The following is a 26,572-nucleotide window of genomic DNA, read 5'->3' on the forward strand; positions in this document are numbered from 1 at the left end:
GCATCAGGGCGCAGCCCGCGTGTCCTTGATGGTCCGCAGGCTGGCGATGAGCAGCAGCCCCATGATCGCCGCCCACAGCCAGAAGGGCGCACTGGCGCCTCCCCATTGAAAGACCACACCGCCGAGCAAGGGCGCCAGCGCATTGGCGCCGCTGAGAAACGCCGCGCTGATGCCCAGGATGCCGCCGCGCTCATTGTCGGCCACCCGTTTGGTGATCAGGCTGTTGATTGCAGGCTGCAGGACGCCGCCGCCGATGGAGGCCGGAATCATCGCCAGGAGCAGCCAGCCAAGCCCCAGCCAGCCCTTGCTGGCATCGGAGGGCAGAGCGATGGGCAGGTTGTAGGTGGGCGGCGTCTCGCCCGGCAGGCGTCGCGTACCGGCGTCAGTCGCGGTCAGCTCTTGCGTGAGAGCGGCGGTGTTGTACCAGGGCGGCGGCTGGCGCGGCGTCAGCGCGGTGAGGGCCAGGCCCAGGGTGAGGGTTGCCAGGCCCAGGTAGATCAAGCGGCGGTCGCCCCATCTCCGGCTCCAGCGGCCGATCAGACCGCCCTGCACAGCCACGACGATGATGCCCACGAACACGAAGATGATGGCATTGCCCGACGCGTTGAGACCCAGGCGGTTCAGGGTGAAGAGCGCCAGCATCTGCTCGAAGCCACCAAAAGCGATTTGTTGCGCAAAGATGAGCACCAGCAGCATGCCAACCTGGGGATGGCGCAGCGCCTCGAACATGGCCGCGAAGCCGAGCATGGGTTTGGACTTATCGGTGTTGCGCTTGTCCGGGCCATGCGTTTCTTCCAGCAAAAACCAGGTGAGCAGGATCGAGATGGCGGAGAAGATGGCGGCGATGAAGGCCGGCACATGGTAGTTGTTGGCGCTGAGGGACAGCGAGACGAAGGCGATGATCGGTCCAACGACAAAACCGAGACCAAAGGCCGCGCCCAGCAGCCCCAGGCCCTGCGTGCGCGTCTTTTCGTTGGTCACATCGCTGATGACCGCCTGCGCGGTGGCGATGTTGGCGCCGGAGAGGCCGTCAATGATGCGGGAGGCAAACAGCAGCCAGAGCGAGTTGGCCGCGCCCAGCACCAGAAAACCAACCAACGTGCCCACCTGGCTGATGAGCAGAATGGGCTTACGGCCAAAACGGTCGGACAGGCGTCCCAGGATGGGCGCGCCGATGAACTGCATCAGCGGATAGGCCGCGCCCAGCACGCCGATCAGCGCGGCGCTGGCGCCAAACGAGGTGGCGTATAGAGGCAGCAAGGGAATGATGATCGTCAGACCGAGCAGGTCAATCAAGACGATGATGAAGATGGGAAGGACTCTCTTGAAGTCCAGTTTGTCAGCGGCGTCCGTGGAGACGGCCGCAGCAGTAGTGGTGCTCATGAATGAACCTTTGTTGTTATGAATTTCTAACCCAAAGTTGTTAGTCGCGGCGCGCGGCGCCATCGAAGAAGACATCAATCATCAGATCAATGGCAGCAGCGGGCGTGCCCAGTTCGTGCTCGTGCGCCGGGTAGAAGAACGGGTACATCATCCCGAGCAAGAGCCAGGTGGTCACATGAATGTCCAGGGCGTGCAATTCCCCGCTGGCGATGCCGTTGCGCAGAATGGCCTCCACCTGGGCGATAAATTTGGTGTAATAAACCAGGCCGAAACGGGCGCGCGCCTCCTGGCTCAACTGCGGCATCTCCTGGCTGGCCAGGCGAATCAGCGCGCGCTGCTCCGGCGGCTGCGCAAAGATGGCAAGCATCAGGCTGCGCACCTGGCTGCGCGTAGACCCGCCGGCCTGCTGAATCTCCAGCAGCACGCGTTCGATCGTGTCCAGGTACGCGGTGAGGATCGCCAGCAGCAGGTCTTCCTTATCTTTGAAATGATAGTACAGACCAGCCTTGGACCCCCCCACCGCTTCGGCAATTTCACGCATGGAGATACGGTGGTAGCCCTGCGTGACGAACAGATGGGTCGCCTCTCTCAGAATGCGTTGTTGCATGAGGTCGGAGACCTCGTGCAACAACGTTAACCGAGCCGCAGCCACGGCCTCGCCACAGAGGAGAAGGGCCACGGGATGGACAGCAGCACCAGCACGATCGCCAGGCCAAAAAAGATCGCAATCTGGCGGAATTTGGCGCTGTCGCTGCTGGCCTTCTTGGCCCGAGCCCAACCGATGTGCGCCAGAACGACGGCAATCAGCATGGCGAACAGGTGGTCAACGGCAAAGAAGCGACTACCGGACTGCGACATGGCGCCGCCCAGGTCACGCAGCGCATTGGTGGTGACGGGGCTGTAGAAGAAGTAGAGCAGCAGGCCAATGAGGAGCTGCGTGTCCATCGCGCTGGTGAAGATGATGCCCAGGCGCTTGTCGAGCGCAGTCCAGGCCTGGCCGCCTCGCAACCCGCCCAGGGCGCGGCCTACAGAGGCTAACGCCGCCAGCACGATGAGCCAACGAACAATCGAATGAAGCGTCAAAAGAACGCTGTACATAGAGGGTCACTCCTAAATGTTGTTGCGGCACAAGGGTCGCACCCTCGCGCCTTACCGACCGGTCGGTCAGTTGAGTGAGATTATATTGGATACATCCATGGGTGTCAAATCAGTCGGCCGCGGTGACGAAGATGGTGATTGCTGGATGATCGAAGAGGCGGAAGGTCAGTTCGGCGCCACGGTCGTCCCAGGCGAAGGGGCCGAGCCGGGGCGTGACCTCGAAGGTCTTCAGCACGCGATAGCCGGCCTGGCCGGCGGAGAGTCGGCGGTAGAAATCGGCCTGGGCCGGGAACTGCGCGGCCGCGGCCGTGAAGCGTTCGGCCCAACTACTGCCCACGATGACATAATCGGTGGTCAACAGATTCTGTAAATAGGTCTCGGTTTGTTCGGCCGAGACTTCCGGCGCCTGATAGCGCACGCTGCTCACCCCGGCCACCTCGTAGGGATTCCAGATGCGCCACTCGTAACCCTCCAGGCCGTACTCAGCGGCGGCCCTGTGCAGCAGCAGTCCCTCATCCTTTTCCACCAGAATAGACGCGCCGGCCGGTATCTGCTTGCGAATCCAGTCCGCGGCCTGCAAGCGCACATCGGGCTGGCGATAGATCTGCACGAAGGCCAGGGTGTGCAGCAGCCCCGCGGCCACGATCAGCAGCACGACCAAACGCAGCCCCAGCCGCCAGCGCCGCGGGCCATCCCACAAGTCGGCCAGCAGGCGGCCGGCCAGGATGCACAGCGGCGGGATCAGCGGCAGCGCGTAGCGGATGAATTTGGCGTACGCGCCGCCGGCCACGACGAAATAGGCCAGCAGCCAGGCCAGCAAGAAGGCGTCGGCAAACCAGTTCCCCCATACTTGGGGGTCAGGGGGCACTTGACTGCCGCCTGAACTCGGAGCAGCAGACTCCGACGCGGCCCCGGCGCTGAAGATCTCACGCCGCGCCTGCCAGAGTCGCCAGAAGCTGTAACCCACCCCGGCCAGGCTCAAGCCGGTCAGCGGCAGGCCCAGGCCGTAGCGCAGCCAGTTCGTCACTGCGTAGAGGTAGGGCGTAGTTCCCTCGAACTGCGCCGTGTAGAGCACGCGCAGGCTGCCGGCCACAACCAGGCTTTGCGTGCGCACGCTGTCGTTGCGGTCCAGGTCGAAATAGGCGGCGGGATCGAGCAGCGCGTAAGGGTTCAGCGCCAGCCACAGGACAACGACCACCAGGCCGCACAGCATCATGTACATCATGTAGGGGCATGAGGGCCGGCCCTCGTGCCCCTACTACCGCGGATGTGCGCCAGGTGCGCGACCAGCACAGGGACCACCAGCAGCCCTGCGCCAATTTTGACCGACATGGCGAGCGCGACCGCGACGCCGGTCAGCACATAGTCGCGCCAGGCGCCGGTGCGCGCCAGGCGTGCGGCCGCCAGCAAGGCCAGCATCATCAGCAGCACCAGCAGCGAATCCACCGTGCCGAAATGCGCCTCGCGCACCGGCAGCAGGCTGATGGCCAGCAGTAAGCCGCTCCACAGCGCGGCGCGTTGTTGTCGGGGCATGAGGGCAGTGCCCTCGTGCCCCAACGCCGACGCCAACGCCATCGTCAGACCCACCGTCGCCGTGCTGGCCGCGACCGCCAGCAGGCGACCCACGTAGAGCATGGGCGCGGAATCGAACGGCAGGGCAACCAGGGTCTTGAGCCAGGTCAGCGCCCCATCGGCCAGCGCGGTGCTGAGGGCCAGCAGGTACAGGGGCAGTGCGCCGTAGGAGGAGGCCTGCGGATCGAGAGAGCCGGTCTGCGCAAAGCGCTGCGCTAACTGGCTGGCCAGGTAGACCACATGCGACTCATCTACGTTGAAGCTGTGCGGAAAGCCCCAGGTCAGACCGACCAGGCGCAAGAGCAGGGCGAGCAGGAGGATGCCGCCCGTCAGGAGCGAGAAACGTGCGATCCGGATGAGGGAGAGGAGGCGCCAAACCAGTTCGGCAGTCCGGGACTGGAGACGACGAACGAGTGCGGCGGTCCGCATGTTCACAGTTCCCCGCGCTTGAACGCGGCGATGATGCCTTCGGCGGTGCGCGTCGCCAGCGCGGAGATGGTCAGCGCGGGGTTGACGCCCGCGCCGGTGACGAAGGGGCTGCTGTCACCGATGAACAGGTTGGGCACATCGTGGGCGCGGCACCAGGCATCCACCACCGACGTGCGCGGATCGTTGCCCATACGGCAGGTGCCCAGGTAGTGCGATGACCCGCCCGGGCGATACTCAGGCTCCCAGATCTCAGTCGCACCGGCCGCCTGCAAAATCTCGTCGAAACGCTGACGGATGGCCCCCAGCATCGCCTGGTCGTTGGGCCGCGGTTCGTTGACGATGCGCGGCACAGGCAGGCCGTACAAGTCTTTGACCTCGGGATCGAGGCTGACCGTGTTGCGCAGATCGGGCAGTTGATCGCCCACCGAGGCCAGGCCGACCATGTGGCTGAACAACTCCTTGACGCGCTGCTTGTGGCCTGCGCCCCAACCGGGCGCGCGCTGCGCCACGCTGAGCGGCCACTGCCAGCCGTTGTTGATCTCCACCGTGAAGCCGCGCGCAAAGCTGTTGGCCGGATCGGTTTCGTAGAAGTCCTGAATCATGCCGCCGGCCGGGATGCCGCGCCAGGCGTCCAGCCGTTCCGCGAACCGGGCGTAGGTGAAAACGGCCAGGTGCTCGGTGAAGTAGCTGCCCACCAGGCCGCTGGAGTTGGCCAGGCCGTCGGGAAAGCGCGCTGATTTGCTCAGCAGCAGCAGCCGCGGGGTTTCCACGGCATTGCCGGCCACGACGATGGCGCGCGCCGCGATCTCCTGCTCCTGCCGATTGGCGTCGAAGTAGATGACGCTGCGCGCCTTGCCCGCCGCGTTCATGGTGATCTCCCGCGCCATGCACTGCGGCCGAATGTCCACGCGGCCGGTCGCCTCCGCCTTGCGCACATAGGTCACATCAATGCTGCCTTTGGCCGCAATTTTACAGCCCAGGCGACACGTCCCGCATTGAATGGAGGCCGGGCGCCCATTCCAGGGCTGGCTGGGCAGCGCCGTCGGTGAATGGACCATGTGCAGCCCCAGGCGGTCGGCCCCGCGCTTAATGGCCTGGCTGGCGCAGTTGTACGGGAAAGGCGGCAGCGGGAAGGGCCGGCTGCGCGGGGCATCGAAGGGATTGGCCTCCGCGCCCGTCGGCCCGGAGATGCCGATCTCGTATTCCACGCGGTCGTAGTACGGCTCGATGTCCGCGTAGGTAATCGGCCAGTTGTCCGCAACCCCGTCCGCGCTGCGCACGCGGAAGTCCGACTCATGAAAGCGCGGCGACACGCCGACGTAGACCAGGGTGGAGCCGCCCACGCCTTTGGCCCGGCTGTAGTTGAACCATTCGGCGCCGCCCGAGGTGTACAGATCGCGGCGCGGGTCTTCAGGATCGAACACGCGGGTCGAGCTGGTCTCGAAGTCGCGTTCCGTGGTGCGATAGTCCACGTAGGGGTTGAAGCGCTTGCCCGCCTCCAGCACGACGACCTGCAGGCCGGCTTCGCCCAGCTCCCTGGCGATCACGCCGCCGCCGGCCCCGCAGCCGATCACGACGACATCGGTCGTTTCGCTCATGACTCACAGCTCCCCAGACGCCCCACGTAGCCGCGCGGCTGCGGCGGGCCATCGTAGCCCAGCCAGTCCCAGGCGACCTGGCTGCTGTAGAACGCCTGCATCACGTCACTGACCAGTTGGGGGAAGAGGTCGAGCGCGGGGCCGAGGCCTTCCCAGTCGTGATAGAGGTCTTGCGCCTTGCGTTCAACCCGGTCGGGCAGGGAAATCGTGGCGCGATTGATGTTCTGCTGCGTCTGATCTACCGTCTCCAACAGCGCCAGTTGTTCGGGCCGCGCCATCTCGACGAACACAACGCCGTGCATGCGCCGGGCCAGCTCATCGAAGGCCAACAGCCCGGGCGCGTACAGCGCACGCCGGTGGGCCGACGTGGCAATCAGGCGATCCATCACGTCAACCGCCTGCGCTTCGGGCGCGCCTGGGCCGGTGTTGTCTGACGGCAGCAGGTGCGAGGCCAGCGCGCCGAGCAGGACATATTCAGCCTGGGTCGCCCAGGCAATGCCGCCGGTGGGGCGCTGGCGCTCACGTTCGGCCAGCAGCGCCCTGCGCCCCTGGCTGTCCAGCGCGACTTTGCCGCCGATGCCCGCGGCCGCCAGGCCAACCGCTCCGCCCATCAGCGTGGCACGCTTGAGAAAGACGCGCCGCCCCATCCCACTCGGTGGGTTCGATTTTGGATTTTGGATTTCTGATTCAGGATTTAAGGTTTTCATTTCGAGGTTTTCATCCACACGATCAACTCGCCGTCCGCTGCTTCAGCGTCTCGATAAACCGCCTGCCAGGGCGCAGGCAGGGTCGCGCCCTCGCGCCAGGCTTGCAGGGCCGGCCGGCTTGCCAGTTTGCGCGGCGAGGTAATGAGGACATCGGCCTGCACTGCGTCCGCATAGGTCAGCACCTGCGCCGGTGAGCCGTTGGGCATGGGCACATGCACCGCGCCGGCGTAGAACGGAACCTGGCTGTGAACCGACAGGATGCGCAAGCCGCCCTGCGGCGCCTGCTGCGCCAGCCAGACCCCGGCCCGCTGCTGGTCCACATCCACCGCGCGGCGGCTGCTCACCGTGCTGCCGCGCGGCAGCGACAGGAGCAACACACAGACGATGATCACCGTTACTGTAGGGGCATGAGGGCGCAGCCCTCGTGCCCCTACGCCTACGCCAACGCCGGCCCAGACGCACAACAACGGGAACAACGGGAACAGGTACCGGGTGTAGACCTGCGGCACGAGCGCGACGGTCAGCAGGGCCAGGCCGATGAACGAGCCGAGGTAGAGGGTGGCCGGCCGTGACGCGCGTGTCATCAGCGTGCGCAGGATGCCGGCCGCAACGGCGACCAGGAAAAGCCACGAAACCAGGTAAAGCTGCATCTCCTGGCGTACGCCCCGCAGGCCGTCCCACAACTGGCGCAGGCGGCTGCCTGACCAGGGCGGCGGCAGGTCCGGCGGCTGCGCCTGACTCAACGCCGCGGTGCGCTGCAAAAAGACACCGTGCGGCCGCCCGTCCGCGTCCAGGCCATACGCGGCATCCACGTAACTCTCGCCCTGGGCCATGCGCCCGGCGATGACGAAGTTCAAGGTGCTTTTGGTTTCGAGCGTCACCCGGTCGAGCGTCAGGCTGAGCCACAGCACGTAGGGCGCGGCCACCAGCGCGAACGCGGCCAGTAGGGGCATGAGGGCACGGCCCGCGTGCCCCAACTGACCCGGCGCGGCGACGCGGCGCAGGATGATCCACGCGACGACGAGCGCCAGCGCGAGCGCGCCTTCGACGCGGGTCAGGTAGGCCAGGCCCAGGCAAAGCCCTGCGCCGAGCGCCGAGCGCCGCCCGCCGACCTGGACAACTCGCCAACCCCAGGCCAGGCCCATGACCAGGAGCAGGGCGTAGAGGGTCTCGCTCCATTCCAGGCTGCTGTATTCGATCAGCAGCGGCGCGCCGGCGACGAGCAGGCCGGCCGCAAAGCCGGTCCGCCGGTCGAAGAGCGTGGAGGCCAGCAGGTAGGTGGCCGGAACCAGGGCCACGCCGGCCAGGAGGGAGATCAGGCGGGCGCTGAGGATGGCATCACCGCTGAGAGGCGTTAGCGAGGCGATCAGCAGAGGGTAGAGCGGCGGCACGAACGGTTCCACCGTGCCCAGGATGCCAACAAAGCCGCGGCCGGCCAGCAGATTGCGGGCAATGGTGATGGTGGTCGTGCCTTCGGTCAGCACGACCGGTTGGCTGAAGAGACCGGGCAGGCGCAGCGCCAGCGCGGCCAACGCCAGCGCCAATGCCGCGTAGGGGCGTGAGGGCACGGCCCTCGTGCCCCTACGCATCGCCCACAACGGCCTCGGTGCGAGGCAAATGGGTGAAATCGAGCATGGCTTCACGGCCGGCATGGCGGCGCGGCAGGCGGAAACAGAAGGTGGCGCCCTGGCCGTCGGCCCCGGGGCTTTCCACCCAGATGCGCCCACCGTGATGCTCCACGATATGTTTGCAGATCGAAAGGCCCAGTCCGGTGCCTTTGTACAGGCGGCTGGAGCCACCATCCACCTGGTAGAAGCGGTCGAAAATGCGCTGCTGCTCCTCCGGCGGGATACCGATGCCGGTATCGCTGACGCGCAGTTCTACCAGGTCGTCATCAGCATAGCCATGCATACTGATGGCCCCGCCGGGCGGCGTGAACTTGATGGCGTTATCCACCAGGTTGGTCACCACCTGCTCGATGCGCATCGGGTCCGCCTCGATGATGGCGAAGCTCTCCGCGACCTGATTGACGATGCTCACCTGGCCGTTGGCGGCCTGCGGCGCCAGTTTGGCGGCTACGTCAGCCACCAGTTCACCGATCGCCAGCGGCTCCATGCGCAGCTTGATCTGTCCTGCCTCCATGCGGCTGAACTCCAGCAGGTCGCTGATCAGGCGCTGCAGTTGGTTGGTCTGCTCCTTGACGGTGCCCAGGAAGTCGCGCTGCAGTTCGTTGACCGGGCCGGTCTTGCCCAGCAGGATGATCTCGACGAAGCCCTTGATCGAATGCAGCGGCGTTTTCAGCTCATGCGAGACCACGCTGAGGAAGTTGGTCTTCATGCGCTCCAGCTCCACGCGTGCGGTGATGTCGCGCAACACAGTTACGACGCCGCGGCGGGCGCCTTCCACGCTGGACATGGGAGACGCAAGGGCCTGATAGGTGTGGGTACGGCCATCACGTGCGGTCATCAGCTCCAGCTCACGTACGATCGGCTCCTCTGTGCTGCTCAGAGTTTCTTCGATGAGAGCCAACAGCGGGCTGCCCGGCAGCAGGTCTGACAGCGGCATGCCGGTGGCTACCTGCGGCAGGCCAAAGATGTGCATGGCGACCGGGTTCATCAGGAGCAGGCAGAGGTGCGGATCGGTCACGAGCACCCCGTCGCCGATGCCGACCACGACCGCCTCCAGTTCGCTGCTTTTTTCCCAGGCTTCCTGGTAGAGCTGTGCGTTTTCAATGGCGGTGGCGGCGAAGTAGGCAAAGGAGAGGCCAAGCTGACGCTCCGGCTCGCCAAAGGTGATGTGGGGGCGCGTATCGCCCAGGTAGAGCGCACCGATGGCGCGTTGGCGTGCCAGCAGCGGAATCACCAGGCAGGAGCGCATGCCCCAGCGCTGAAATAACTGCTGCTGACCGGCCGACCGGCTGTCGGCGGTATCGCTGAGCATGACTGGCTGTTCGTCGGACAACGCCGCGGCGGTGGCCGGCTCATCAGCCAGCAGGATGACGAACGGCTCGGCCGTGGCTTGACCGCCCTCGGTGGCGATGCTGCCGAGCAGGCGCCGGCCCTCCGGGTCGAGCACGGCCACGGCGCAATGACTGGCGCCGAGCAAATTGGCCAGGCGCCCCACGATCACCTGCAGCACTTCTTCCAGGCGCAGGGTGGAGGTCAGCGATTTCATGACCTCTTGCAGGGTGCGCAGTTCCAGCACGCGTTTGCCCAGGTCGGTAGCAGTGCGTTGCAGGACGTTGGTTTTCTGCGCCAGGTCGCTCTCTTGGCGGGCCAGGGCCGCGTCAAGGCTGCGCGCCGTTTGTTGCCAACGTGCCAATGTCCAGGTGGCCAGGGCGCCGACGGCGATCCAGCCTCCCAGCAGGGCATAGCGCAGCAGGAAGTCGCGCTCGCGCAGGAAGCCCAGGCTGCCGTGGTGATACCACAGGATGAGGATGTAGAGGGGACCGAGCAGAAAGGGCAGCCAGGCAATTTGCTGGCGCAGCGTGGGCGCCAGTAACACCGCCTTGAGCGCCAGTAAACCGTAGATCAAATAGAGTGGGCTGCTCACGCCGCCGCTGATGGTGATCAGGTGGCTGACGAAGGCGACATCGGCCCCGAAGCCCAGCCAGAGGAGCCAGCCGAGAGGGCGCACCTCGATCAGCCAGGTGAGGATGGTTGACAGCAGCACGACCAGCGCGTAGAGGAGCCAGGCCAGCGACAGGCCGCCGCCAAAGGGCGTCACATTGGCGGTCAGGACGATCAGCGTGCCCACGATCAGCAGCAACCAGCGCACCGGTACGCTGATGAGCCGTTCCTGGCGGTAGGCTCCGGCCAGTCCTGAAGATTGAGATGAACGAACGATCGTTTTTGTCGCCATGGTTTGCCGCAAAATCAACTCAGCGGGTCGTTGGATAGCGCCAGATGCCTTGATCGGTGGCAGCCAGCAGTTGACTGCCCTGGCGTCGGTCCAGGGTCAGGCTATGCACACGGGTCGGGTGGCGGTCGTTATCCAGCGCTTGCCAGGTGAGGCCGCCATCATGGCTGACGCAAACGCCTGCGTCCGTTTGTGCCAGGTAAAGCGTGGCTGGATCCGCGGCCGCGACGACCAACGCGTGGGCCTGTGCAGTCGCCATCGTTTGGGGAAGGGTTGTCCAGGTGGCGCCGGCGTCTGTGCTGACGAACAGGGCGCCCTCGCTCCAGGCATACAGCCGCGCCGGCTGCGAAGGCGCCTGCGCCAGCAGGGTCACAGCGCCGTGCGCCAGCAGGCGACTTTCCTCCCATCGCTCGGCCAGCGGCGACGCCAGGCGCAAAACGTAGCCGTCGCTGGTGCCCACGAACACCTGGGACAGCAGGAGACGGTCGGAAACGTCGCCGGCCCGGTCCGCGCTGACCAGGATGGTGGCAGCCGTTCCGACCTCTGCACGCCAGGCCGCTGTCTGCTGCCAGATGCGGCCGGTATCCAGGTTCCAGAGCAGGCGCTGATTGTCGGCCAGATAGACGATTCCTGCCGGACCGACGGCCAGGGCCGGGTCCTGTTCGCTGCCGGCAAAGCTGCGCGTCAGTTGCCAGGTGGCGCCGCCATCGTTCGAGCCGTACAGGCCAGATTGACTGCCGGCCGCAAGGGTGACGAGAAGATGGCGGCCGTTGCGGGTATCCACTGCGAGGCGGCGGACGACGGGCGCTCCCCAGATGCCGTGCCCGGGCAAGTTATCGTCAATGGGACGCCAGACGCTGCGCCCGCTGTCACTGCTTGGTGAACTGGCGCTCGCCTGCATCAACCCATCGGTGGGAGTCCAGGCGTAGTAGAAGAAAATCCCATCGGCAAAGCCGGTGGCCACATGCTCCACGTTGCGCCCAAGCAGGCCGGCCGGTTGCCAAGCGGTCGCCGGCGCCTGCGGGTTGAGGATCCACAGCAGGGGCAAGAAAAAAATGAGTGTACCGAGCGCCAGTGTGCGCCACGGTGTGTCAGCATGTTCGATCAGATGTTCACCGAATGGGGGTGGGCGTGGGAGGGATGGGGGTATCGGTGGGGGGATGGGGGTCGCCGTGGGGGGCGCTGGCGTCTCGGTGGGAGGAGGCGCCGGTGTATTGGTGGCCGGCACGGTGGGCAGCGGCGTCCTGGTGGGCGGAATCGGCGTGAGCGTACTGGTGCGCGTGGCCGTCGGCGTGCGGGTTGGGGTGCGGGTTGGGGTGACGGTGGGGGTGGCGGTGGCGAGCGCCTGCAGGGCCGCATTTTCTCCGGCCTGGGCCGTGGTCTTGTCTTTGATTTCCAGGGACAGGGCGCGGCGGTAATCTTCCAGGGCCGCGACATACTGAGTGAGGGCCATGGACTGATCGGCTCGCCGCAGATAGATCAGGTAGAGCAACTGGGCCGTTTGCCCGCCGGCGTAGGTGTTGCGGGTGTCGTAGACTGTGCGCAGGCGCCCTTCGGCCTGATTCCAATCGCCCACGTTGTAGGAACGGACGCCATCCAGGTAATAACTGGCTAGTTGACGCTCTTCGGTGGCCTGCACATTCTTGGGGCGCAGGCTGAGTGCGCGCCCAAAGCTCTCGATGGCGGTCTTGATGTTATCTTCGGAGGTACCCGCGACGCCGATGCGCGTGCGCCCTTCGTTCAGGTAGCAGTTGAAGAGGTATTCCTGCACGCCTTCGGCGCGGAACGTGTCATCGAGCGCGCGCACTTGCTCGAACTGCGCGAGGGCCTCCGGGCATTGGCCCTGGTCGTAGAAGCGCTGCCCGGCGTTGTAGAAGCCCAGGAGAGTTTGCTGGCGTTCGACCTGGGTCATCAGGCTCTGTGCGTCGGCTGAATAGGTGGGATCGAGGGCCAGCAATTGCTCGAGGAAACCCGCCGCGGCATCCCATTGTTCGTCTGCAATCGCGGTTTTGGCCTGCGCGGCCAGTTGCGCCAGGGTGCGCAGGCGCGTCGCGCGATCGTGTTCGGCCTGCGCCTCCAGGTTGCCCGGCTCCATCTGCAAAATGGCCTCGAAATCACGGATCGCGCCATCGTAGTCGCCCGCGCTGAGCAGCGCGACGCCTCGATTGTACAGCTCAGCCATCTGCTGCTGCTCGCCGTTGAACCAGCGTTCACGTAAGCCGCCGGGAATGAAAAAGGCAACCAATAGAACCAGGGCCGCCGCGGCGAGTGCGATCAGAAGCCAGCGCCGCTGCGCGGCCAGCGCAGCGCTAGGTGGTTTACTGGCGGGAACTGCTTCGGCGGCACTGCTGGTGGTTGCACCCGATTCCATGGATTCAAGCTGGAGAAACCAGCGCACTTCGTCCAACAGCTCATCCAGGCCCTGACGTGTCGGCTGCGTTTTTTTCAGGCGCGTGAAATACTCCAGCGCCAGCCGCCATTCGCGGCGCTGGTAATGTTCCATACCCTGGGCGTGCAGTTGTTCAAGGTCTGCCGATGATACGGCCATCACCATTCTCCAAAGAGAGATCAGGGATCAGAGACCAGAGATCAGGTGTGTGGAAGGCGGGAGTTCTGTCCTCACCTTACCTGCGGCAGGTACAGGGTGCGCCGCACGGGGGTCGTAATTCTGACGCTGTCCAGGTAGGTGTAGGTGTTGTAATAGCCATCTTGCCGGTTGAAGTTGCCAAACCACAGCCTGATCGTCTGCCCGGCGTAGGGGCTTAGGTCAAAACTGACCAATTTCCACCCCAGGTCTATCACCGGTTTGTCCGGCCCCACCAGACTCAGGTCGGTGTTGCCGTCCTGTAGCAGTCTGGTTATGGTTACGCCGGTGCTGCTCAGGACGTAGACCTCGAACGAATCGTAGTGTTTCTGGCGACCCGGGTGATACACCACGTCATAGGTGAAAACCCGGTACCAAAACGACAGACGCATGAGCGGCCATTCGGATATCAGCGGGACAGTGACCGTTTGGCTCACCGCGGCGCTGCCAACAGGCACCACCGGGTTGGGATAGCCATGGCCATAGGCGGGACTCCCCAGCAAGGCGCTGTACGCGCCGGCGCCGGTGGGCGGTGGTGCTGGCGGTGGCGCCAGGCTGGTGGGCATGGCGCCGCCGCTGGACCAGCCACTGAAACTGCCGGTCTCGAACTCGCCATTAGTGACACCGTTGATGTAGGTAGCGCTATCGCCGTTACCGCCGCTGTACGCGCCCACGTTGCCTGCCGCATCGCGCGCCCGCACGCGCACATAGGTGGTTTGCCCGATCTGACCGGTTACTTGAATGGAGGTGAATTGGGCGTTGGTGGCAATCGTTCGCCAGGTTCCGCTGCGCCCGGCCCGGGTCTGCACATCATAGCCGGTCACGCCAGAGCCAGGCTGGTCGCGGCCGCTCCAACGCAGGGTAAAGACCGGTGTCACCTGGAAGGGCGCCAGGCCTTCGATGCGCGCGCTGGGCGCGGTCGCATCTATGTTCATGGTGCGCAGTTGCACTGTCTCGTTGTTGCCGGCCACATCGGACGAGTGATACTCGATGAGGTGCTGACCGTCATAGCCCAGGGTGAACTGGGTGCCGGTGATCCAGGCGCCGCCGTTGATGCGATAGCGCGTCGACGCGACACCAGACCCCGCGTCGGATGGCGTCAGCGTCACTTCCACCGGACTGCTGTACCATCCGTTGCTGCCGGCAGTGCCGCTGGCGCGAAAGGTCGTCAGCGGAGCGGTGGCGTCGTAGCGCGCGGCGTTGAGCAGGCGGATATGTTGGTTGTGATCCACATTGCCGGCGAAGTCCTGCAGCCAGAGATACAACGTGTGTTGGCCTTCGCCTTCTACCTGCAGACCGCTGGCAAAGCTGACCCCAGGCAGATACGCGCCATCGTACGGCCCGACGGGCGCCTGGTCGAACTTGTAGTGGATACCGGCCACGCCCGATAGGTCGAGCGGGCTGGTCCAGGCCACGGCGAAACTATTGACATGGCTCCAGCCGCTCGGGCTAACGGACACTTGCTGCGGCGGACCTGGCGCGTCAGGATCAATGCGCACGGTCTGAACATGCGGGGGTTCCACGTTGTTGGCCAAATCGGTGGAGAAATAGGTCAGGGTGTGCTTATCTGCCCCGCTAATCAGCGCGATGGTGCCGGTCTGCCAGGCGCGGGTGTCCACACGAAAGAGCGTACTACCCACGCCGGCCAGGGCATCAGCGGCTGTCAATGACACGGTGACCGGGCCGACGTACCAGTTGTTCTCGCCCAGGGCGCCGGTCAACTCGGCCTGCGTGGTGGGCGGGGTGGTGTCATAGCGAAAGGCATTGGCCACGTACACTGCCCGGCGGTAATCAACGTTACCGGCGCCGTCACGCAGCCAAAGGTACAAGTCGTAACTGCCTTCGGCCGGCAGGGCAATGTTGTCTACCACCTGGATGTCGGTGAAAGTGCCATCCTGGTTGAAGGTCGGCGGTGTGCCCAGCCGGTAATAGGCGCCGGCGATGCCGGAGCGATCGTTGGGCCTGCTCCAGATGAAATCGAAGCTATTCAGGTTGGTCCAGGACAAGGGCGCAGTCTGTGGGGGCGCCGGTGTGGGGGGCGCCTGCGTGTCAATCTTCAGCGCAACCGGAAAAGGTATCTCCACATTGCCGGCCACATCCACGGAGTAGAACTCGATCGTGTGTTCGCCCTCCTGGTTGAGCACCAGGTGCGTGCCGGCTTGCCAGGCGCCGCCATCAATGCGGTAGTAGGTGTTGGCGATACCGGAGCCGAGATCAAGAGGGATCAGGGTGATGGTGATGAAGGAGCGGTACCAGCCGTTGTCGCCAACGATGCTGCTGGGGTCCGGCTGATACGCGGTGGACGGTGCGGTTTGATCGAGCGGCAGGCGCAACGTTTGGATGGCCTCCACATTGCCGGCCTCGTCCACAGCCTGAAATTCCAGGCGATGGTCGCCATCGCTGTCAAGCATGATCTCGGTGCCGGTGAACCAGGCGCCGCTGTCAATGCGATAGCGGATGCCGGTCACGCCGCTCAAGTCATCGGCGGCTGTCAGTTGGACCGTGATCGGCTGCAAATACCAGCCGCCATCCCCAGGCGTGCCGTTGATCGTGGCATGACTGGTCGGCGCCAGATTGTCAATGCGAATGTTGAGTGTGCGGGTCACTTCACGATTGCCCGCGCGGTCAAGGGCCGCATAACGCAACTCGTAGATGCCGGAGGCGGCAATGCTAAAGCTGGTGCTGGTTTGCACCGGCTGATTGTTCAACTGATGATAAATGGCCTGCACGCCAGAGCCAGGATCCGGGTCGAGTGCGCTCAGGCTGGCATCAACGCCGCTGCGATACCAGCCGTTGTTGCCGGCGATACCGCTCAACTCCACGCTGCTGGTCGGTGCGCTGCCGTCGTACCAGAAGGCGCTGAAGAGGGCGTTGCGCTGCGCCGCGTTCAGGTTGCCGGCGCGGTCCTTGAGCCACAGGTAGATGCTGTGTTTGCCGTCGCCTGGGGCAACCAACCCCGTAATGATCGGCAGGGTGGTGGCGACGTAGACGCCGTCGGTCGGTCCCTGCGGTTCCGTGTTCCATTTATAGTAAGCGCCCACGATCCCTGAAAGATCGGGCGGGTTCGTCCAGGTCAGGGTGAAGACGTTAGTGCGAGTCCAGGTCTGGTAAGGAGAGGCGCTCAGCCCGCCTGGCACCTGAATCTGGCTATCCACGATGAAGGGGCCATCGCTCTCGTCGCTGGCGCTGGCGCCATCCTGCTCCACCACCACAACCTTGATACGGGCGTCCGCGGCATTCTGCGCAGGGACAGTCCACGGATAGACCCCCGCGTCGGCCAGATTCGTTGCGATGGGCGTGTAGCTGTTACCGCCGTTCCAGGAAACGAGCAGGGTGATGGGGTTGGTGGCCGTGACAACGCCGGTTGTGGACCAAGTGATCTGCTGAACCTGGCCGCCGGCCCAGGCCTCGCCGCCGTTGGGGCTGAGGACGGTCACCGTCAGCGCGTTGCCCACCCCGCCTGGCGTCGCGCGCGCGATGCTCCACCCACCCGCGCCGAGCAGGATGACCAACCAGAGAATACTCCAGCCGCCGCGCCCGCGCAGGCGTGGGGCAATGATCGTACCGACAATCCGTTTCATGCCAAAACTCGCCATGGTTGGGACGAACTGTGGGCGCCAGCGCAAGACAAATCATCTCCGTCCCGAATCTGTGACAGGAATCCTGTCGCGGCCCATTATACCATCGCAAAGGCTGCTGGCAAAGCGGGCAAAAGCATCAATCAGTGGGCGGCCGAAGCCTTTGCTGGGGTGGAGGGGGGGGGAGGGGGGGTTTGACGGGGCGGGGGGTGGTCGCAGGGGCGGGGCCATGAGGGGCGCCTGCGCGGCCTGGCGCTCGTCGTTGAGCGCCGGGCCGGCCGGCAGGGCGGTCGCCACGCCTTCGGCCCGGCTGGCACGGTGCCCCAAAGGGGTGGCCTGTGGCGGGGCGGGGTGGCTGAGGTGGGTCTTGATCGTGTTTTCAGAAAGGTTGAGCTGCGCGGCGATGGCCTTGTTGCTGGCGCCAGACACCAGCAAGCGCAGCACGTCCAGTTCGCGCGCCGACAACTCCTCATCGCTTTCCGCACCGCTCATCCGCTCCAGCAGGCGTGCGGCGACCTGCGGCTCCAGCGCGGCGCCGCCCTGCATGACCGCACGCACGCCCCGCGCCAGATCGTCAGGCATGGCATCCTTCAGCAGATACCCCTGCGCACCGGCCGCCAGCGCCGGGCCGATGTATTCATCGGTGTCATAGGTGGTCAACACCAGGAAGCGCACCGCCGGCATCCGGCCGCGCACCTGGCGCATCACTTCGATGCCGCTAAACGTCGGCAGGCGCAAATCGAGCAGTACCACATCGGGCCGTCGCTCCAGAATCAGGCGCACCGCCTCCGGCCCGTCGGCCGCATCGCCGACCAGTTCCATGTCCTTTTCGAACTTGAGAATGGACACCAGGCCGTGCCTGACCACCGGATGATCGTCCACCACCAGTACACGAATCATGGTTTTTCCCTCATCGTTTCTCTTCCTCGCAGTTCCACGCTGCTGCGGTCACGCGGCACGCGGGCGATAACCTGCGCGCCGTCCCGATTGCGCAGGATGAGCTTGCCGCCCAACTGGCCGATGCGCTCACGCATGCCGAGCAGGCCAAAGCCGCCCCAGGGACCAGGCGCCGGCGGCGCGCCGAGCACGTCATCGCCAAACCCGGCGCCGTTGTCCTCGATGGACAGTTGAATTGCCTCCGGCTGAAAGTCAAGCGTGACCAGCGCGGCGCTGGCGTCAGCATGACGGCTGACGTTGGCCAGCGCCTCCTGGCACACGCGCAACAGCGCCGATTCGACGGCCGGCAGCAGCGGCCACGGCTCACCATGCTGTTCGAAGCGCATGGCGATGGTAGGCGAGTGCGCACGCGTCACCAGGCCAGCCAGCGCGTCGCTCAAATCGCCGCGCTCCAGGGCCGCCGCGCGCAGGTTCCAGACCGAGCGCCGCGCCTCGGCCAGGGCTTCACGGGCCATGCGCTGCGCCAGATCGAGATGCTCGGCCGCCTGCGGATCGGCGATCGCCTGTGCCCTCTGCGCAGCGCCCAATTGCACCACGATGCCGGTCAACCCTTGCGCCAACGTGTCATGAATATCGCGCGCCAGCCGGGTGCGCTCCTCCAACGTAGCGGCTTCGCGGGACTGTTCCAGCAGCGCGGCCGTCTGCGCCTGCACGCGCGACTCAAGCTCATTGCTCAATTGGCTGAGGGCCTCAGTCTGCGTGCGCGCCTGACGCAGGGCGCGCTGCAAGCCGCCGGCCAGCAGCGACGTCAGCCCGGCCACCGCCCAGAAAAGCCCGCCCCAAAAGCCGGCCGCCAAGACGGGCAGGTTCTCCTGCATGAAGGCCGGTAGTGTGGGCGTGGGGGCCACCAAGCCGTTGTTCTCCAGCCAGGCCAGGCTGATAATCATCACCGTGGCCAGACCGGCCAGGCTGATACTGGCCGTGGCGTCAATCAACAGGCCAGCCGCGCAGATCGGCAGGATCAACAGGGCCGGGAAATAGGTGACGACACCGAAACGCAGAGAGGCCACGGTGACGGCCAGCGTCCACGCGCCGATCAAGGCCAGCGCGGAGAGGGTGGGGCGCCCCAGGCGCACCAGGATGATGAGCGAGCTGAGGAAAATGACAGCGACGACGATCAAGGTCAGGGGCGTCGCGGCCGTGACGCGCGGCACGTTATCGGGCGGCGCCAGGCCCAGCAGGGTGACGCGCAGCAGCAGCCAGGTGATAATGGACGCCACCACCGGAATGGAGAGGATGGGGAGCGTGCGCAGCACCAACGCGCCGCGCCGCTGGCGCTCATCGAGCAGGAGAGGCAAATCATCCTCGTTTATGTCTTCGTTCGGCATCAGTCCCCCTCGTCTTCCCGCGGCGTCGCAGCCGTTGGCGGCCAGGAATTCCAAATGTGGTCGCTGAAAACATCTGGAATGGAGGCTTTAGCCGGTTCACTTGAGAACCCTGTGGCAGACCGGCTGAAGCCTCGATTCCGGGACCATTTGGATTTGCTGCCCGGTCCGCTGGCATTTTCATTCACGGTTGTACCCACCGGGCATGGGTCACTCATTATAACACACACCGTGCTGCGACCCATCACCCATCTCGCTACGCCTGCCTCACTCATTCGGGTGACACCCCGTCGCCCAGACTGACGAGCGTGAATCACCCGGCGTGCGGACGGCGGCGGGCGGTCGGGGCGCGAGAATGGAGACCTGAGAGCGGAGACCTGAGACCTGAGACCTGAGACCTGAGACCAACAATTGCCCGCCTTCCACGTACCTGATCTCCGATCTCCGATCTCTGATCTCTGATCCCTGATCCCTGATCTCTCTACTAACAAAGGAGTCAAATGACGATGAAAACGAACACAAGAACGCGCCGGGGGCTGCAAGGAAACTGGCTGCTGGCGGGGGTTGGCATGGTGGTGTTGGTGATTGCGGCGGCGCTGTGGTTGAACCAGGGCGCCGCGCCGGCGAAGGCGGCCGGGGTCGCGACGGTGGCGGTCACGCGCGGGGATGTGAGCGCCACGGTTTATGGTAGCGGCACGATCGAGGCGGAGCAGGCGCTGGACGTCGGTTTCCAGACCGGCGGCAGCGTGGTTGAGGTGCTGGTTTCAGAAGGCGATGTGGTGACGGTCGGCCAGGCGTTGGCCCGGCTGGACACACGCCAGTTGGAAATCCAGGTGACGAACGCGGAGGCGGGCCTGATCAGCGCGCAGGCCCGTCTGACCCAGGCCCGGCAGGGTAATGCGCGGCCGCAGGAAATCAGCGCCGCGCAGGCGCAGGTGGCATCAGCCCAGGCGAATTATGACAAGCTGCTGGCCGGCCCCACCGCCGCCGAACTAACCGCGGCGCAGGCCAATATCAAGAGTACACAGGCTTCCTACAATGCGGCGGTCAAGTCGGCGGGCGCCGCGAACACCAAGCTGGAATCGGTACGCGTGGCCCAGGAGAAGGCCGCGGCCGTCCTGCAGCAGGCGCAGGCCAAGTACGATGTCGTGGCCTGGCGGGCCGATGTCGGGCGTTTACCAGAAGCGGTTGAGCTGCAGAAGGCCACGTTGGACTACGAGCAGGCGACGGCCAACTACGAGGCGCAACTGGCAACCACCGATAGCGATGCGGCGTCGCAGATTGCCACGGCTGCCTACCAACTGGCGCAGGCCAAATCTAACCTCGCCAAGCTGTACGCCCGCCCCGAAGACCTGCGTTCGACGCAGGCCAGCCTGGATCAGGCCAAAGCGAACCTGGACAAACTGAGCGCGCCGGCCACTGCCACAGACCTGCTGATTCAACAGGCCGCGCTGACGCAGGCCGAGCAGAACCTGAAGCAGGCGCAGCTCAACCTGGGCAACGCCACCCTGGCCGCGCCGTTCGACGCGGTGGTCACGGCGGCCCATATCGTGCCGGGTAGTTTTGTGAACACTGGCCTGGGCGTCGTGAGCCTGGTGGCGCAGAGTGAGCAGCACGTGGATCTCAAATTGAGCGAAAACGACGTCGTCGAGGTGCAGTTGGGCCAGGCCGTGGCGGTGACGATTGACTCGTTGGCCGGCTGGCAGGGCGACGGCCGCGTGGCCTACATCGCCCCGGCCGGCCAGTCCAGTAACGGCGTCGTGACTTACGCGGTGCGCGTCGACTTCAGCAACGCCGACGCGCGGGTCAAGGTGGGCATGACCGCCAACGTCAGTATCATCACCGAGCGCCAGCAAGGCGTGCTGCTGGTGCCCTCCACGGCCCTGCTACCCAAGGGCGCTGGCCGTGTGGTCCAGGCGCCGAGCGCAGATGGCAAGACCGTCACCGAGATTGATGTGCGGACCGGCCTGAGCGATGGCGCCTACACGGAAATCGTCAGCGGCCTGACAGAAGGCACGCAGATTGTGGCATTGCCGGCCGGCGCGGGTAGCACACGCTCTGGCGGCTTGTTCAGTCGGTAAGGCACAAACCCGTGTTCTGCGAGAGCACGGGGTCGTGAAAGAAACCTGTGTTCTGCGAGAGCACGGGTTTATGAGGAGATGAACGATGACAGCGATGATTGCTGTGCATGATTTGCACAAGACCTACCGCATGGGCGATGTCGAAGTACATGCCCTGCAGGGGGTTTCATTCGAGATTCAACAGGGCGAGTTCATCGCCATCATGGGGCCGAGCGGCAGCGGCAAGAGCACCCTGATGAACCTGATCGGCTGCCTGGACACGCCCAGCGCCGGCGCCTATCAACTGGATGGGATTGATGTGGAAAAACTGGGCAGCGCGGACTTGTCGCTGGTGCGGGCGCGCAAATTGGGCTTTGTCTTCCAGCAGTACAACCTGCTGGCTCGCCAATCGGCCCTGCGTAACGTGGAGATGCCGTTGATTTACCGGGGCGTGGGCCGCGCCGAGCGCCATCAGCGCGCGACGACCGCGTTGGGTATCGTGGGCATGAGCGATCGCGTGCATCACCGCCCCAACGAGTTGAGCGGCGGCCAACAGCAACGCGTCGCCATTGCGCGCGCGTTGGTGGGCAGCCCGGCCGTCATTCTGGCCGACGAACCGACCGGCGCGCTCGATACCAAAACCAGCGCCGAGATCATGGGCATCTTGCAGCGCCTCAATCGCCAGCAAGGCCTGACGGTGGTGCTGGTCACGCATGAGGCCGATGTGGCCGCGTATGCGCGCCGCGTGCTGACGATGCGCGATGGCCGCCTGGTACACGATGAATCACGATCGCAGGAGGTGATCCAATGACAACATGGACCAACGTGCGGCCGGCGCTGATTGTGACCGCCGGCCAGGAGACCGTACTGGCGCCCCTGCCGGACGATACCGGGGTGATCAATGTGTGGGAGATCACCCGCATGGCCCTCAGCAGCCTGCTGGCCAACAAGATGCGTTCGATCCTGACCATGCTGGGCGTCATCATCGGCGTGGCTTCGGTGGTGGCGCTGATGGCGGTGGGAAATGGCGCCAGCGCAGAGATCACCGGCCAGGTGGAGGCCATTGGCACCAACGTGTTGACGATCATCCCCGGCTCGTTGAGCAATCGGACGCCAGGGGCGAGCGTGGCCGCGCAAACGCTGACTCTGGAAGATGCCAATGCCGTGGCTGCACTCAACTTGCCGGTGACGGGCGTGGCCCCGCAGATGGGCGCACCCGCCAGCGTGGTGGCCGCCGCGGCCGACAAGAACGCCAACGTGGTCGGCGTCACCCCAGCCTATCAGACTGTCAATGCGTTGGCCCTGACGCAGGGCAGCTTCCTGACAGAGGATCAGGTGCGCAGCGTGGCGCCGGTGGTGGTGCTCGGCTCCAACCTGGCGCAGGATCTGTTTGGCAGCGGCGAGGCGGTGGGGCAGACGGTGCGCATCAAGAACCAAACGTTGCGCGTGATCGGTGTGCTGACGCCCAAGGGCGGCGGCGCCTTCGGCTCGGTGGATGACCGCGCGTTCGTGCCGATCTCAGTGGCCCAACAACGCCTGTTTGGCGGGCGCACGCCGGACGGTAAGAGCTACCAGGTGTCCGCCATCACCCTGGCCGCGCAGAACAGCGAAGACCTGCCAGCCATCCAGCAGCGCGTGACCGCCCTGCTGCGGGATCGTCACCAGGCGAAGGCGGACGGCAGCGCAGATGATTTCAGCATCATGAATCAAGCGTCGTTCCTGAGCACGTTGAGCACGATCACCACCTTGCTGACGGTCTTCCTGGCCGCCATCGCCGGTATCTCGCTGCTCGTGGGTGGCATCGGCATCATGAACATCATGCTGGTCAGCGTGACCGAGCGCACCAAGGAGATTGGCCTGCGCAAGGCGGTGGGCGCACGCGAGCAGGACATCCTCTGGCAGTTCATCGTCGAGGCGCTGGTCATCAGCCTGACCGGCGGCCTGATCGGCCTGGTCCTGGGCGTTGGCCTGGCCCTGCTCGTCAGCCTGACAGGGCTGCTGACCGCGGCGATCACGCTCGACGCGGTGCTGCTGGCGCTCGGCTTCTCGTTGATGGTCGGCCTCTTCTTCGGCATCTACCCCGCGCGCCGGGCCGCCCGCTTGAACCCGATTGATGCCCTGCGCTACGAGTAGACGCAGGCGCCAAATTCATGCTGCAGCCCCGGGCCGCCGTTCAGCGGCGGCCCGGGGCTGTTGTCATTCCGATGTGCGGGGCATTCTCAACGCGCCGGGCAGGGGCCGGCTCCATAGTTGATGCGGGCCGGCGCGCGAGTCCCCAGCGGCCGGCTGGCCGTGATCCCAACGCCGGTGCGCTGGCTGATAAAGACGCCCATATCCTGATGATTCTGATCCGTGGCATGGATGACAATGGCGTTGCTGTTGGGCGGAGGCGCTGCCTGGCCGCGAAGTCTTGTGCGGCGGTATCGGCAAACTGGCCGGCGTTCCAGCCGGCGTTGTTCTTGAGCTTCTTTGTTTTCGTGGCCGCGGTTTCAACCGCCGGATGGTCGTTTTATGACGTATGCCATTGCCGGGTGTGCGTGAACACGCTACGATGATTGGGCATCCTGCAAAAACGTCAGCAGTCACTACTTTTCGAGGAGGAAACGACGATGTTTACCACCTTTGCCGAGGCGCAAGCCTTTGTGCGCAAACAGCAGTTCGCGATGATTGATCTCAAGTTTACCGACCTGGCCGGGCGTTGGCACCATGTCACCGTGCCGAAGAGCCAGTTCAATGAACACCTGATGCGTGACGGCGTCGGCTTCGACGGCTCATCGGTTGGCCTGCGCTCGGTCAAGTCGGGCGATATGGTGTTGATTCCTGATCTGAGCACGGCCTTCGTTGATCCCTTCTGGGATGTCCCCACCCTGAGCTTCATCTGCAGCGCGTTCGAGGCCGATACCAAGCTGCCCTTCGGTCGTGATCCGCGCAACATGGCGATTCATGCCGAAGCGACGATGCGCGCCTGGGGCATCGCCGATGAGAGCCGTTGGGGGCCGGAATATGAGTTCTACGTCTTCGACAGCGTGGCGTTCGAAAACGAGGTCAATGCCGCCTCCTACCGCGTGGAGAGCAGGGAGGCCGATTGGCAGAGCAGCCGCGGCGGACATGGGCACTTGATCCCGCGCCACGGCGGCTATCACGTCATTCCGCCCAAAGACCAGCTCTTCAATCTGCGCAGCGAAATGGTGATGGAACTGGAGAAGATGGGCATCGAGGTCAAGTATCACCATCATGAGGTGGGCGGGCCAGGCCAGTGCGAAATTGAAACGCCGATGATGGGCCTGGTGCGCAGCGGCGATGCCACGCAGATGGTCAAGTATGTCACCAAGATGGTGGCGCACCGGCGCCAGCAGACGGCCACCTTCATGCCCAAGCCGCTCTACGGCGAGGCCGGCAACGGCATGCACTTTCATCAACATCTTTTCAAGGCCGCTCAGAATGTGTTCTATGACGCGGATGGCTATGGCAAGTTGAGCCAGACGGCGCTGTGGTACATCGGCGGCCTGCTCCAGCATGGCCCGGCCGTTCTAGCCTTCACCAACCCGTCTACCAACTCCTATCGTCGCCTGGTGCCCGGCTTCGAGGCGCCGGTCAACGCCTTCTTCAGCCTGGGCAATCGCAGCGCGGCCATCCGCGTGCCCAAGTATGCCGATCAACCGGACACCGCGCGCTTCGAGTTCCGTCCGCCCGACGCCACCGGCAACATCTACCTGGCTTTGGCCGTGCAGTTGATGGCCGGTCTGGATGGCATCCGCCAGCAGATGGACCCGCGTGCGCTCGGCTTTGGCCCGATTGACCAGAACATCTTCACCTGGAGCGATGAGCAGCGCAAGGCGATCAAGCCGCTGCCGGCCTCACTGCGCGAGGCGCTCGACGCGCTGGTGCGCGATCACGAGTTTCTGCTGCAAAATGACGTTTTCGACGCCGGCCTGATCGCCGACTGGATCAAGGCCAAGTATGACGAATACTACGGCGTGCGCAACCGCCCGCACCCGGCCGAAATTGCGCTGTACTACGACGTGTGAGATTGCTGTGTAACCTTTTGCCTGTGGTTTCATCCAACACGGGAGTGTGCGACAATCCAGTAAATAGATGAGGGACAACACGATGGATTTTTTCAGGCGACTCTTGGGCGGCGGCTCGATTGCGGCGATTAGCGCGAGCGAGGCGGGTCAGCGTTTGCGCACTCAGCCCGCCCCGTTCATTCTCGATGTGCGCCAGCCCGAGGAGTACAGACTCGGTCACATTGCCGGCGCCATGCTGATCCCACTGGGCGAATTGAGCCAGCGCCTCAAGGATCTGCCGCGCGAACGCGAAATCCTGTGCGTCTGCCGCTCCGGCAACCGCAGCCGCAGCGCCACGCAGCAGCTCCTTGCCCAGGGTTTCAAGGCCGTCAACCTGAGCGGCGGCATGATTGCCTGGGAACAGGCTGGCCTGCCGGTGAAGAAGGGCGCGCCAAGTGAATAGCCTGCCGTTGGACCTGGCGCTCGGCTTCGTGATCGGCCTTTCGCTCGGACTTTTGGGCGGCGGCGGCTCTATCTTGACCGTGCCGGCGCTGGTTTACCTGGTTACCAGACGCCGCAGGTCGCGATCACCACATCGTTGGCGATTGTGGGGGCGACCAGCGCGCTGGCGGCGCTGTTTCACCGCGCGCAGGGTACGCTCAACTGGCGCGTGGCCCTGCTCTTCGGCGGCGCCGGCATGGCCGCGTCCTTCCTGGCCGCGGGCCTCTCGAAACGTTTCAGCCCTGCGCTCCTGCTCGTGGCGTTTGCCCTGCTGATGCTGATCATCGGCGGGTTGATGTTGGCGCCGCCGGCACAACGGGCAGACGCCGCGGCGCCGCGCGGCTGGCTGACGGTTATCGCCGGCGGCGCGGGCGTGGGCGTGTTGACCGGCATCCTGGGCGTCGGCGGCGGCTTCTTGATCGTGCCCGCATTGGTGATCCTGGTTGGGCTGCCGATGGCGCAGGCGGTCGGCACCTCGCTGCTCGTCATCGCTATGAACAGCCTGGCCGGCTTCTTGGGACACATCAGCGGCGGCGCTTCTGACTTGACCGCGCTGCTGTCGCTCACGACCATCTTCGCTGCGGCGGGATTGGTGGGCGCATTCACCGGCGCACGCCTGGCCGGCCGCCTGCCCGCAACGCATCTGCGCCGCCTCTTTGGCGGCTTTGTCATCGTGTTGGCGATATTTCTTTTAGTTGATAATGTGCCGAAGGTTTGAGCGGGGGCTTGTTGGGCATTGCTTACGATATGAGCGTTTTCAATTTGCCGAAAAGCCCCATCTCTCTGTCAAAGGTCTGATCCCCCATTTTCTTGGCTTCACTTTATCTGTACGCAATGATCTGCGAGTAGTTGTTATCGCCCAACAATGTAATCGCCAAATAACGCGTCTAGATCAACACCGAGAGCAAAGCAGAG

18 protein-coding genes and 1 pseudogene are annotated in these 26,572 nt (G+C 64.8%); 6 read left to right on the top strand and 13 right to left on the bottom strand.

Annotated features, from left to right (window positions below; all coding sequences use genetic code 11):
- Positions 1-3 precede the first annotated feature (3 nt).
- The 13 genes from IPF85_RS23060 to IPF85_RS23120 form a co-directional block, all read right to left on the bottom strand.
- Complete coding sequence (locus IPF85_RS23060; RefSeq protein ID WP_343410398.1) at positions 4-1,383, bottom strand: MFS transporter; 1,380 nt, start codon at positions 1,381-1,383, stop codon at positions 4-6.
- 40 nt (positions 1,384-1,423) lie between these two features.
- Entirely contained in the window at positions 1,424-1,990 is a 567-nt protein-coding gene (locus IPF85_RS23065) for a TetR/AcrR family transcriptional regulator (protein WP_343410399.1), read from the bottom strand.
- A gap of 26 nt (positions 1,991-2,016) precedes the next feature.
- The gene (locus IPF85_RS23070) at positions 2,017-2,481 is read right to left on the bottom strand and encodes a hypothetical protein (protein ID WP_343410400.1); all 465 of its coding nucleotides are present in this window, start codon (positions 2,479-2,481) and stop codon (positions 2,017-2,019) included.
- 109 nt (positions 2,482-2,590) lie between these two features.
- Positions 2,591-3,706, bottom strand: coding sequence for a hypothetical protein (locus tag IPF85_RS23075; protein WP_343410401.1), 1,116 nt, complete (start codon positions 3,704-3,706; stop codon positions 2,591-2,593).
- Positions 3,703-4,482, bottom strand: a complete 780-nt coding sequence (locus tag IPF85_RS23080; protein WP_343410402.1) for a glycosyltransferase family 39 protein — start codon at positions 4,480-4,482, stop codon at positions 3,703-3,705. The genes IPF85_RS23075 and IPF85_RS23080 overlap by 4 nt, the downstream gene beginning before the upstream one ends.
- A gap of 2 nt (positions 4,483-4,484) precedes the next feature.
- On the bottom strand, positions 4,485-6,080 hold the full coding sequence (locus IPF85_RS23085; protein WP_343410403.1) for a GMC family oxidoreductase: 1,596 nt from the start codon (positions 6,078-6,080) through the stop codon (positions 4,485-4,487).
- On the bottom strand, positions 6,077-6,787 hold the full coding sequence (locus IPF85_RS23090) for a gluconate 2-dehydrogenase subunit 3 family protein (protein WP_343410404.1): 711 nt from the start codon (positions 6,785-6,787) through the stop codon (positions 6,077-6,079). Before IPF85_RS23090 ends, IPF85_RS23085 begins: the two co-directional genes overlap by 4 nt.
- A complete protein-coding gene (locus IPF85_RS23095; RefSeq protein WP_343410405.1) occupies positions 6,784-8,355 on the bottom strand; it encodes a glycosyltransferase family 39 protein in 1,572 nt (523 codons plus the stop codon). Before IPF85_RS23095 ends, IPF85_RS23090 begins: the two co-directional genes overlap by 4 nt.
- Positions 8,356-8,368: 13 nt before the next feature.
- A complete protein-coding gene (locus IPF85_RS23100) occupies positions 8,369-10,648 on the bottom strand; it encodes an ATP-binding protein (RefSeq protein WP_343410406.1) in 2,280 nt (759 codons plus the stop codon).
- Between the two features lie 19 nt (positions 10,649-10,667).
- Entirely contained in the window at positions 10,668-13,193 is a 2,526-nt protein-coding gene (locus tag IPF85_RS23105; RefSeq protein ID WP_343410407.1) for a tetratricopeptide repeat protein, read from the bottom strand.
- A gap of 71 nt (positions 13,194-13,264) precedes the next feature.
- The gene (locus IPF85_RS23110; protein WP_343410408.1) at positions 13,265-16,810 is read right to left on the bottom strand and encodes an Ig-like domain repeat protein; all 3,546 of its coding nucleotides are present in this window, start codon (positions 16,808-16,810) and stop codon (positions 13,265-13,267) included.
- Between the two features lie 51 nt (positions 16,811-16,861).
- Positions 16,862-17,707 carry a response regulator transcription factor gene (locus tag IPF85_RS23115; RefSeq protein ID WP_343410409.1) on the bottom strand — a complete coding sequence of 282 codons (846 nt, stop codon included), beginning with the start codon at positions 17,705-17,707 and terminating at the stop codon, positions 16,862-16,864.
- Positions 17,704-19,092 carry a sensor histidine kinase gene (locus tag IPF85_RS23120; protein ID WP_343410410.1) on the bottom strand — a complete coding sequence of 463 codons (1,389 nt, stop codon included), beginning with the start codon at positions 19,090-19,092 and terminating at the stop codon, positions 17,704-17,706. Before IPF85_RS23120 ends, IPF85_RS23115 begins: the two co-directional genes overlap by 4 nt.
- Before the next feature lie 503 nt (positions 19,093-19,595).
- On the opposite strand from IPF85_RS23120, the gene IPF85_RS23125 reads away from it, so the two are divergent.
- From IPF85_RS23125 to IPF85_RS23150, 6 genes and pseudogenes are all read left to right on the top strand, one after another.
- Positions 19,596-21,170 carry an efflux RND transporter periplasmic adaptor subunit gene (locus tag IPF85_RS23125; protein ID WP_343410411.1) on the top strand — a complete coding sequence of 525 codons (1,575 nt, stop codon included), beginning with the start codon at positions 19,596-19,598 and terminating at the stop codon, positions 21,168-21,170.
- Positions 21,171-21,255: 85 nt separating this feature from the next.
- Positions 21,256-21,960, top strand: coding sequence for an ABC transporter ATP-binding protein (locus tag IPF85_RS23130; protein WP_343410412.1), 705 nt, complete (start codon positions 21,256-21,258; stop codon positions 21,958-21,960).
- Complete coding sequence (locus IPF85_RS23135; RefSeq protein ID WP_343410413.1) at positions 21,957-23,282, top strand: ABC transporter permease; 1,326 nt, start codon at positions 21,957-21,959, stop codon at positions 23,280-23,282. The genes IPF85_RS23130 and IPF85_RS23135 overlap by 4 nt, the downstream gene beginning before the upstream one ends.
- A gap of 476 nt (positions 23,283-23,758) precedes the next feature.
- The gene (gene glnA, locus IPF85_RS23140; RefSeq protein WP_343410414.1) at positions 23,759-25,177 is read left to right on the top strand and encodes a type I glutamate--ammonia ligase; all 1,419 of its coding nucleotides are present in this window, start codon (positions 23,759-23,761) and stop codon (positions 25,175-25,177) included.
- An 82-nt stretch (positions 25,178-25,259) separates the two neighbouring features.
- A complete protein-coding gene (locus IPF85_RS23145) occupies positions 25,260-25,619 on the top strand; it encodes a rhodanese-like domain-containing protein (RefSeq protein ID WP_343410415.1) in 360 nt (119 codons plus the stop codon).
- Positions 25,620-25,739: 120 nt separating this feature from the next.
- Positions 25,740-26,375 (top strand): annotated as a pseudogene (locus IPF85_RS23150) (sulfite exporter TauE/SafE family protein); the annotation flags it as partial.
- Positions 26,376-26,572 lie beyond the last annotated feature (197 nt).

This window comes from Candidatus Amarolinea dominans (assembly GCF_016704685.1).
In the GTDB taxonomy this organism is placed as follows: domain Bacteria; phylum Chloroflexota; class Anaerolineae; order SSC4; family Amarolineaceae; genus Amarolinea; species Amarolinea dominans.

Coding starts and splice junctions, on each gene's coding strand:
- IPF85_RS23080 (WP_343410402.1), bottom strand. CDS start 4,482: ATGCGGACCGCCGCACTCGTTCGTCGTCTCCAGTCCCGGACTGCCGAA.
- IPF85_RS23135 (WP_343410413.1), top strand. CDS start 21,957: ATGACAACATGGACCAACGTGCGGCCGGCGCTGATTGTGACCGCCGGC.
- IPF85_RS23115 (WP_343410409.1), bottom strand. CDS start 17,707: ATGATTCGTGTACTGGTGGTGGACGATCATCCGGTGGTCAGGCACGGC.
- glnA (WP_343410414.1), top strand. CDS start 23,759: ATGTTTACCACCTTTGCCGAGGCGCAAGCCTTTGTGCGCAAACAGCAG.
- IPF85_RS23120 (WP_343410410.1), bottom strand. CDS start 19,092: ATGCCGAACGAAGACATAAACGAGGATGATTTGCCTCTCCTGCTCGAT.
- IPF85_RS23100 (WP_343410406.1), bottom strand. CDS start 10,648: ATGGCGACAAAAACGATCGTTCGTTCATCTCAATCTTCAGGACTGGCC.
- IPF85_RS23090 (WP_343410404.1), bottom strand. CDS start 6,787: ATGAAAACCTTAAATCCTGAATCAGAAATCCAAAATCCAAAATCGAAC.
- IPF85_RS23060 (WP_343410398.1), bottom strand. CDS start 1,383: ATGAGCACCACTACTGCTGCGGCCGTCTCCACGGACGCCGCTGACAAA.
- IPF85_RS23145 (WP_343410415.1), top strand. CDS start 25,260: ATGGATTTTTTCAGGCGACTCTTGGGCGGCGGCTCGATTGCGGCGATT.
- IPF85_RS23130 (WP_343410412.1), top strand. CDS start 21,256: ATGACAGCGATGATTGCTGTGCATGATTTGCACAAGACCTACCGCATG.
- IPF85_RS23110 (WP_343410408.1), bottom strand. CDS start 16,810: ATGAAACGGATTGTCGGTACGATCATTGCCCCACGCCTGCGCGGGCGC.
- IPF85_RS23125 (WP_343410411.1), top strand. CDS start 19,596: ATGAAAACGAACACAAGAACGCGCCGGGGGCTGCAAGGAAACTGGCTG.
- IPF85_RS23065 (WP_343410399.1), bottom strand. CDS start 1,990: ATGCAACAACGCATTCTGAGAGAGGCGACCCATCTGTTCGTCACGCAG.
- IPF85_RS23105 (WP_343410407.1), bottom strand. CDS start 13,193: ATGGCCGTATCATCGGCAGACCTTGAACAACTGCACGCCCAGGGTATG.
- IPF85_RS23085 (WP_343410403.1), bottom strand. CDS start 6,080: ATGAGCGAAACGACCGATGTCGTCGTGATCGGCTGCGGGGCCGGCGGC.
- IPF85_RS23075 (WP_343410401.1), bottom strand. CDS start 3,706: ATGATGTACATGATGCTGTGCGGCCTGGTGGTCGTTGTCCTGTGGCTG.
- IPF85_RS23070 (WP_343410400.1), bottom strand. CDS start 2,481: ATGTACAGCGTTCTTTTGACGCTTCATTCGATTGTTCGTTGGCTCATC.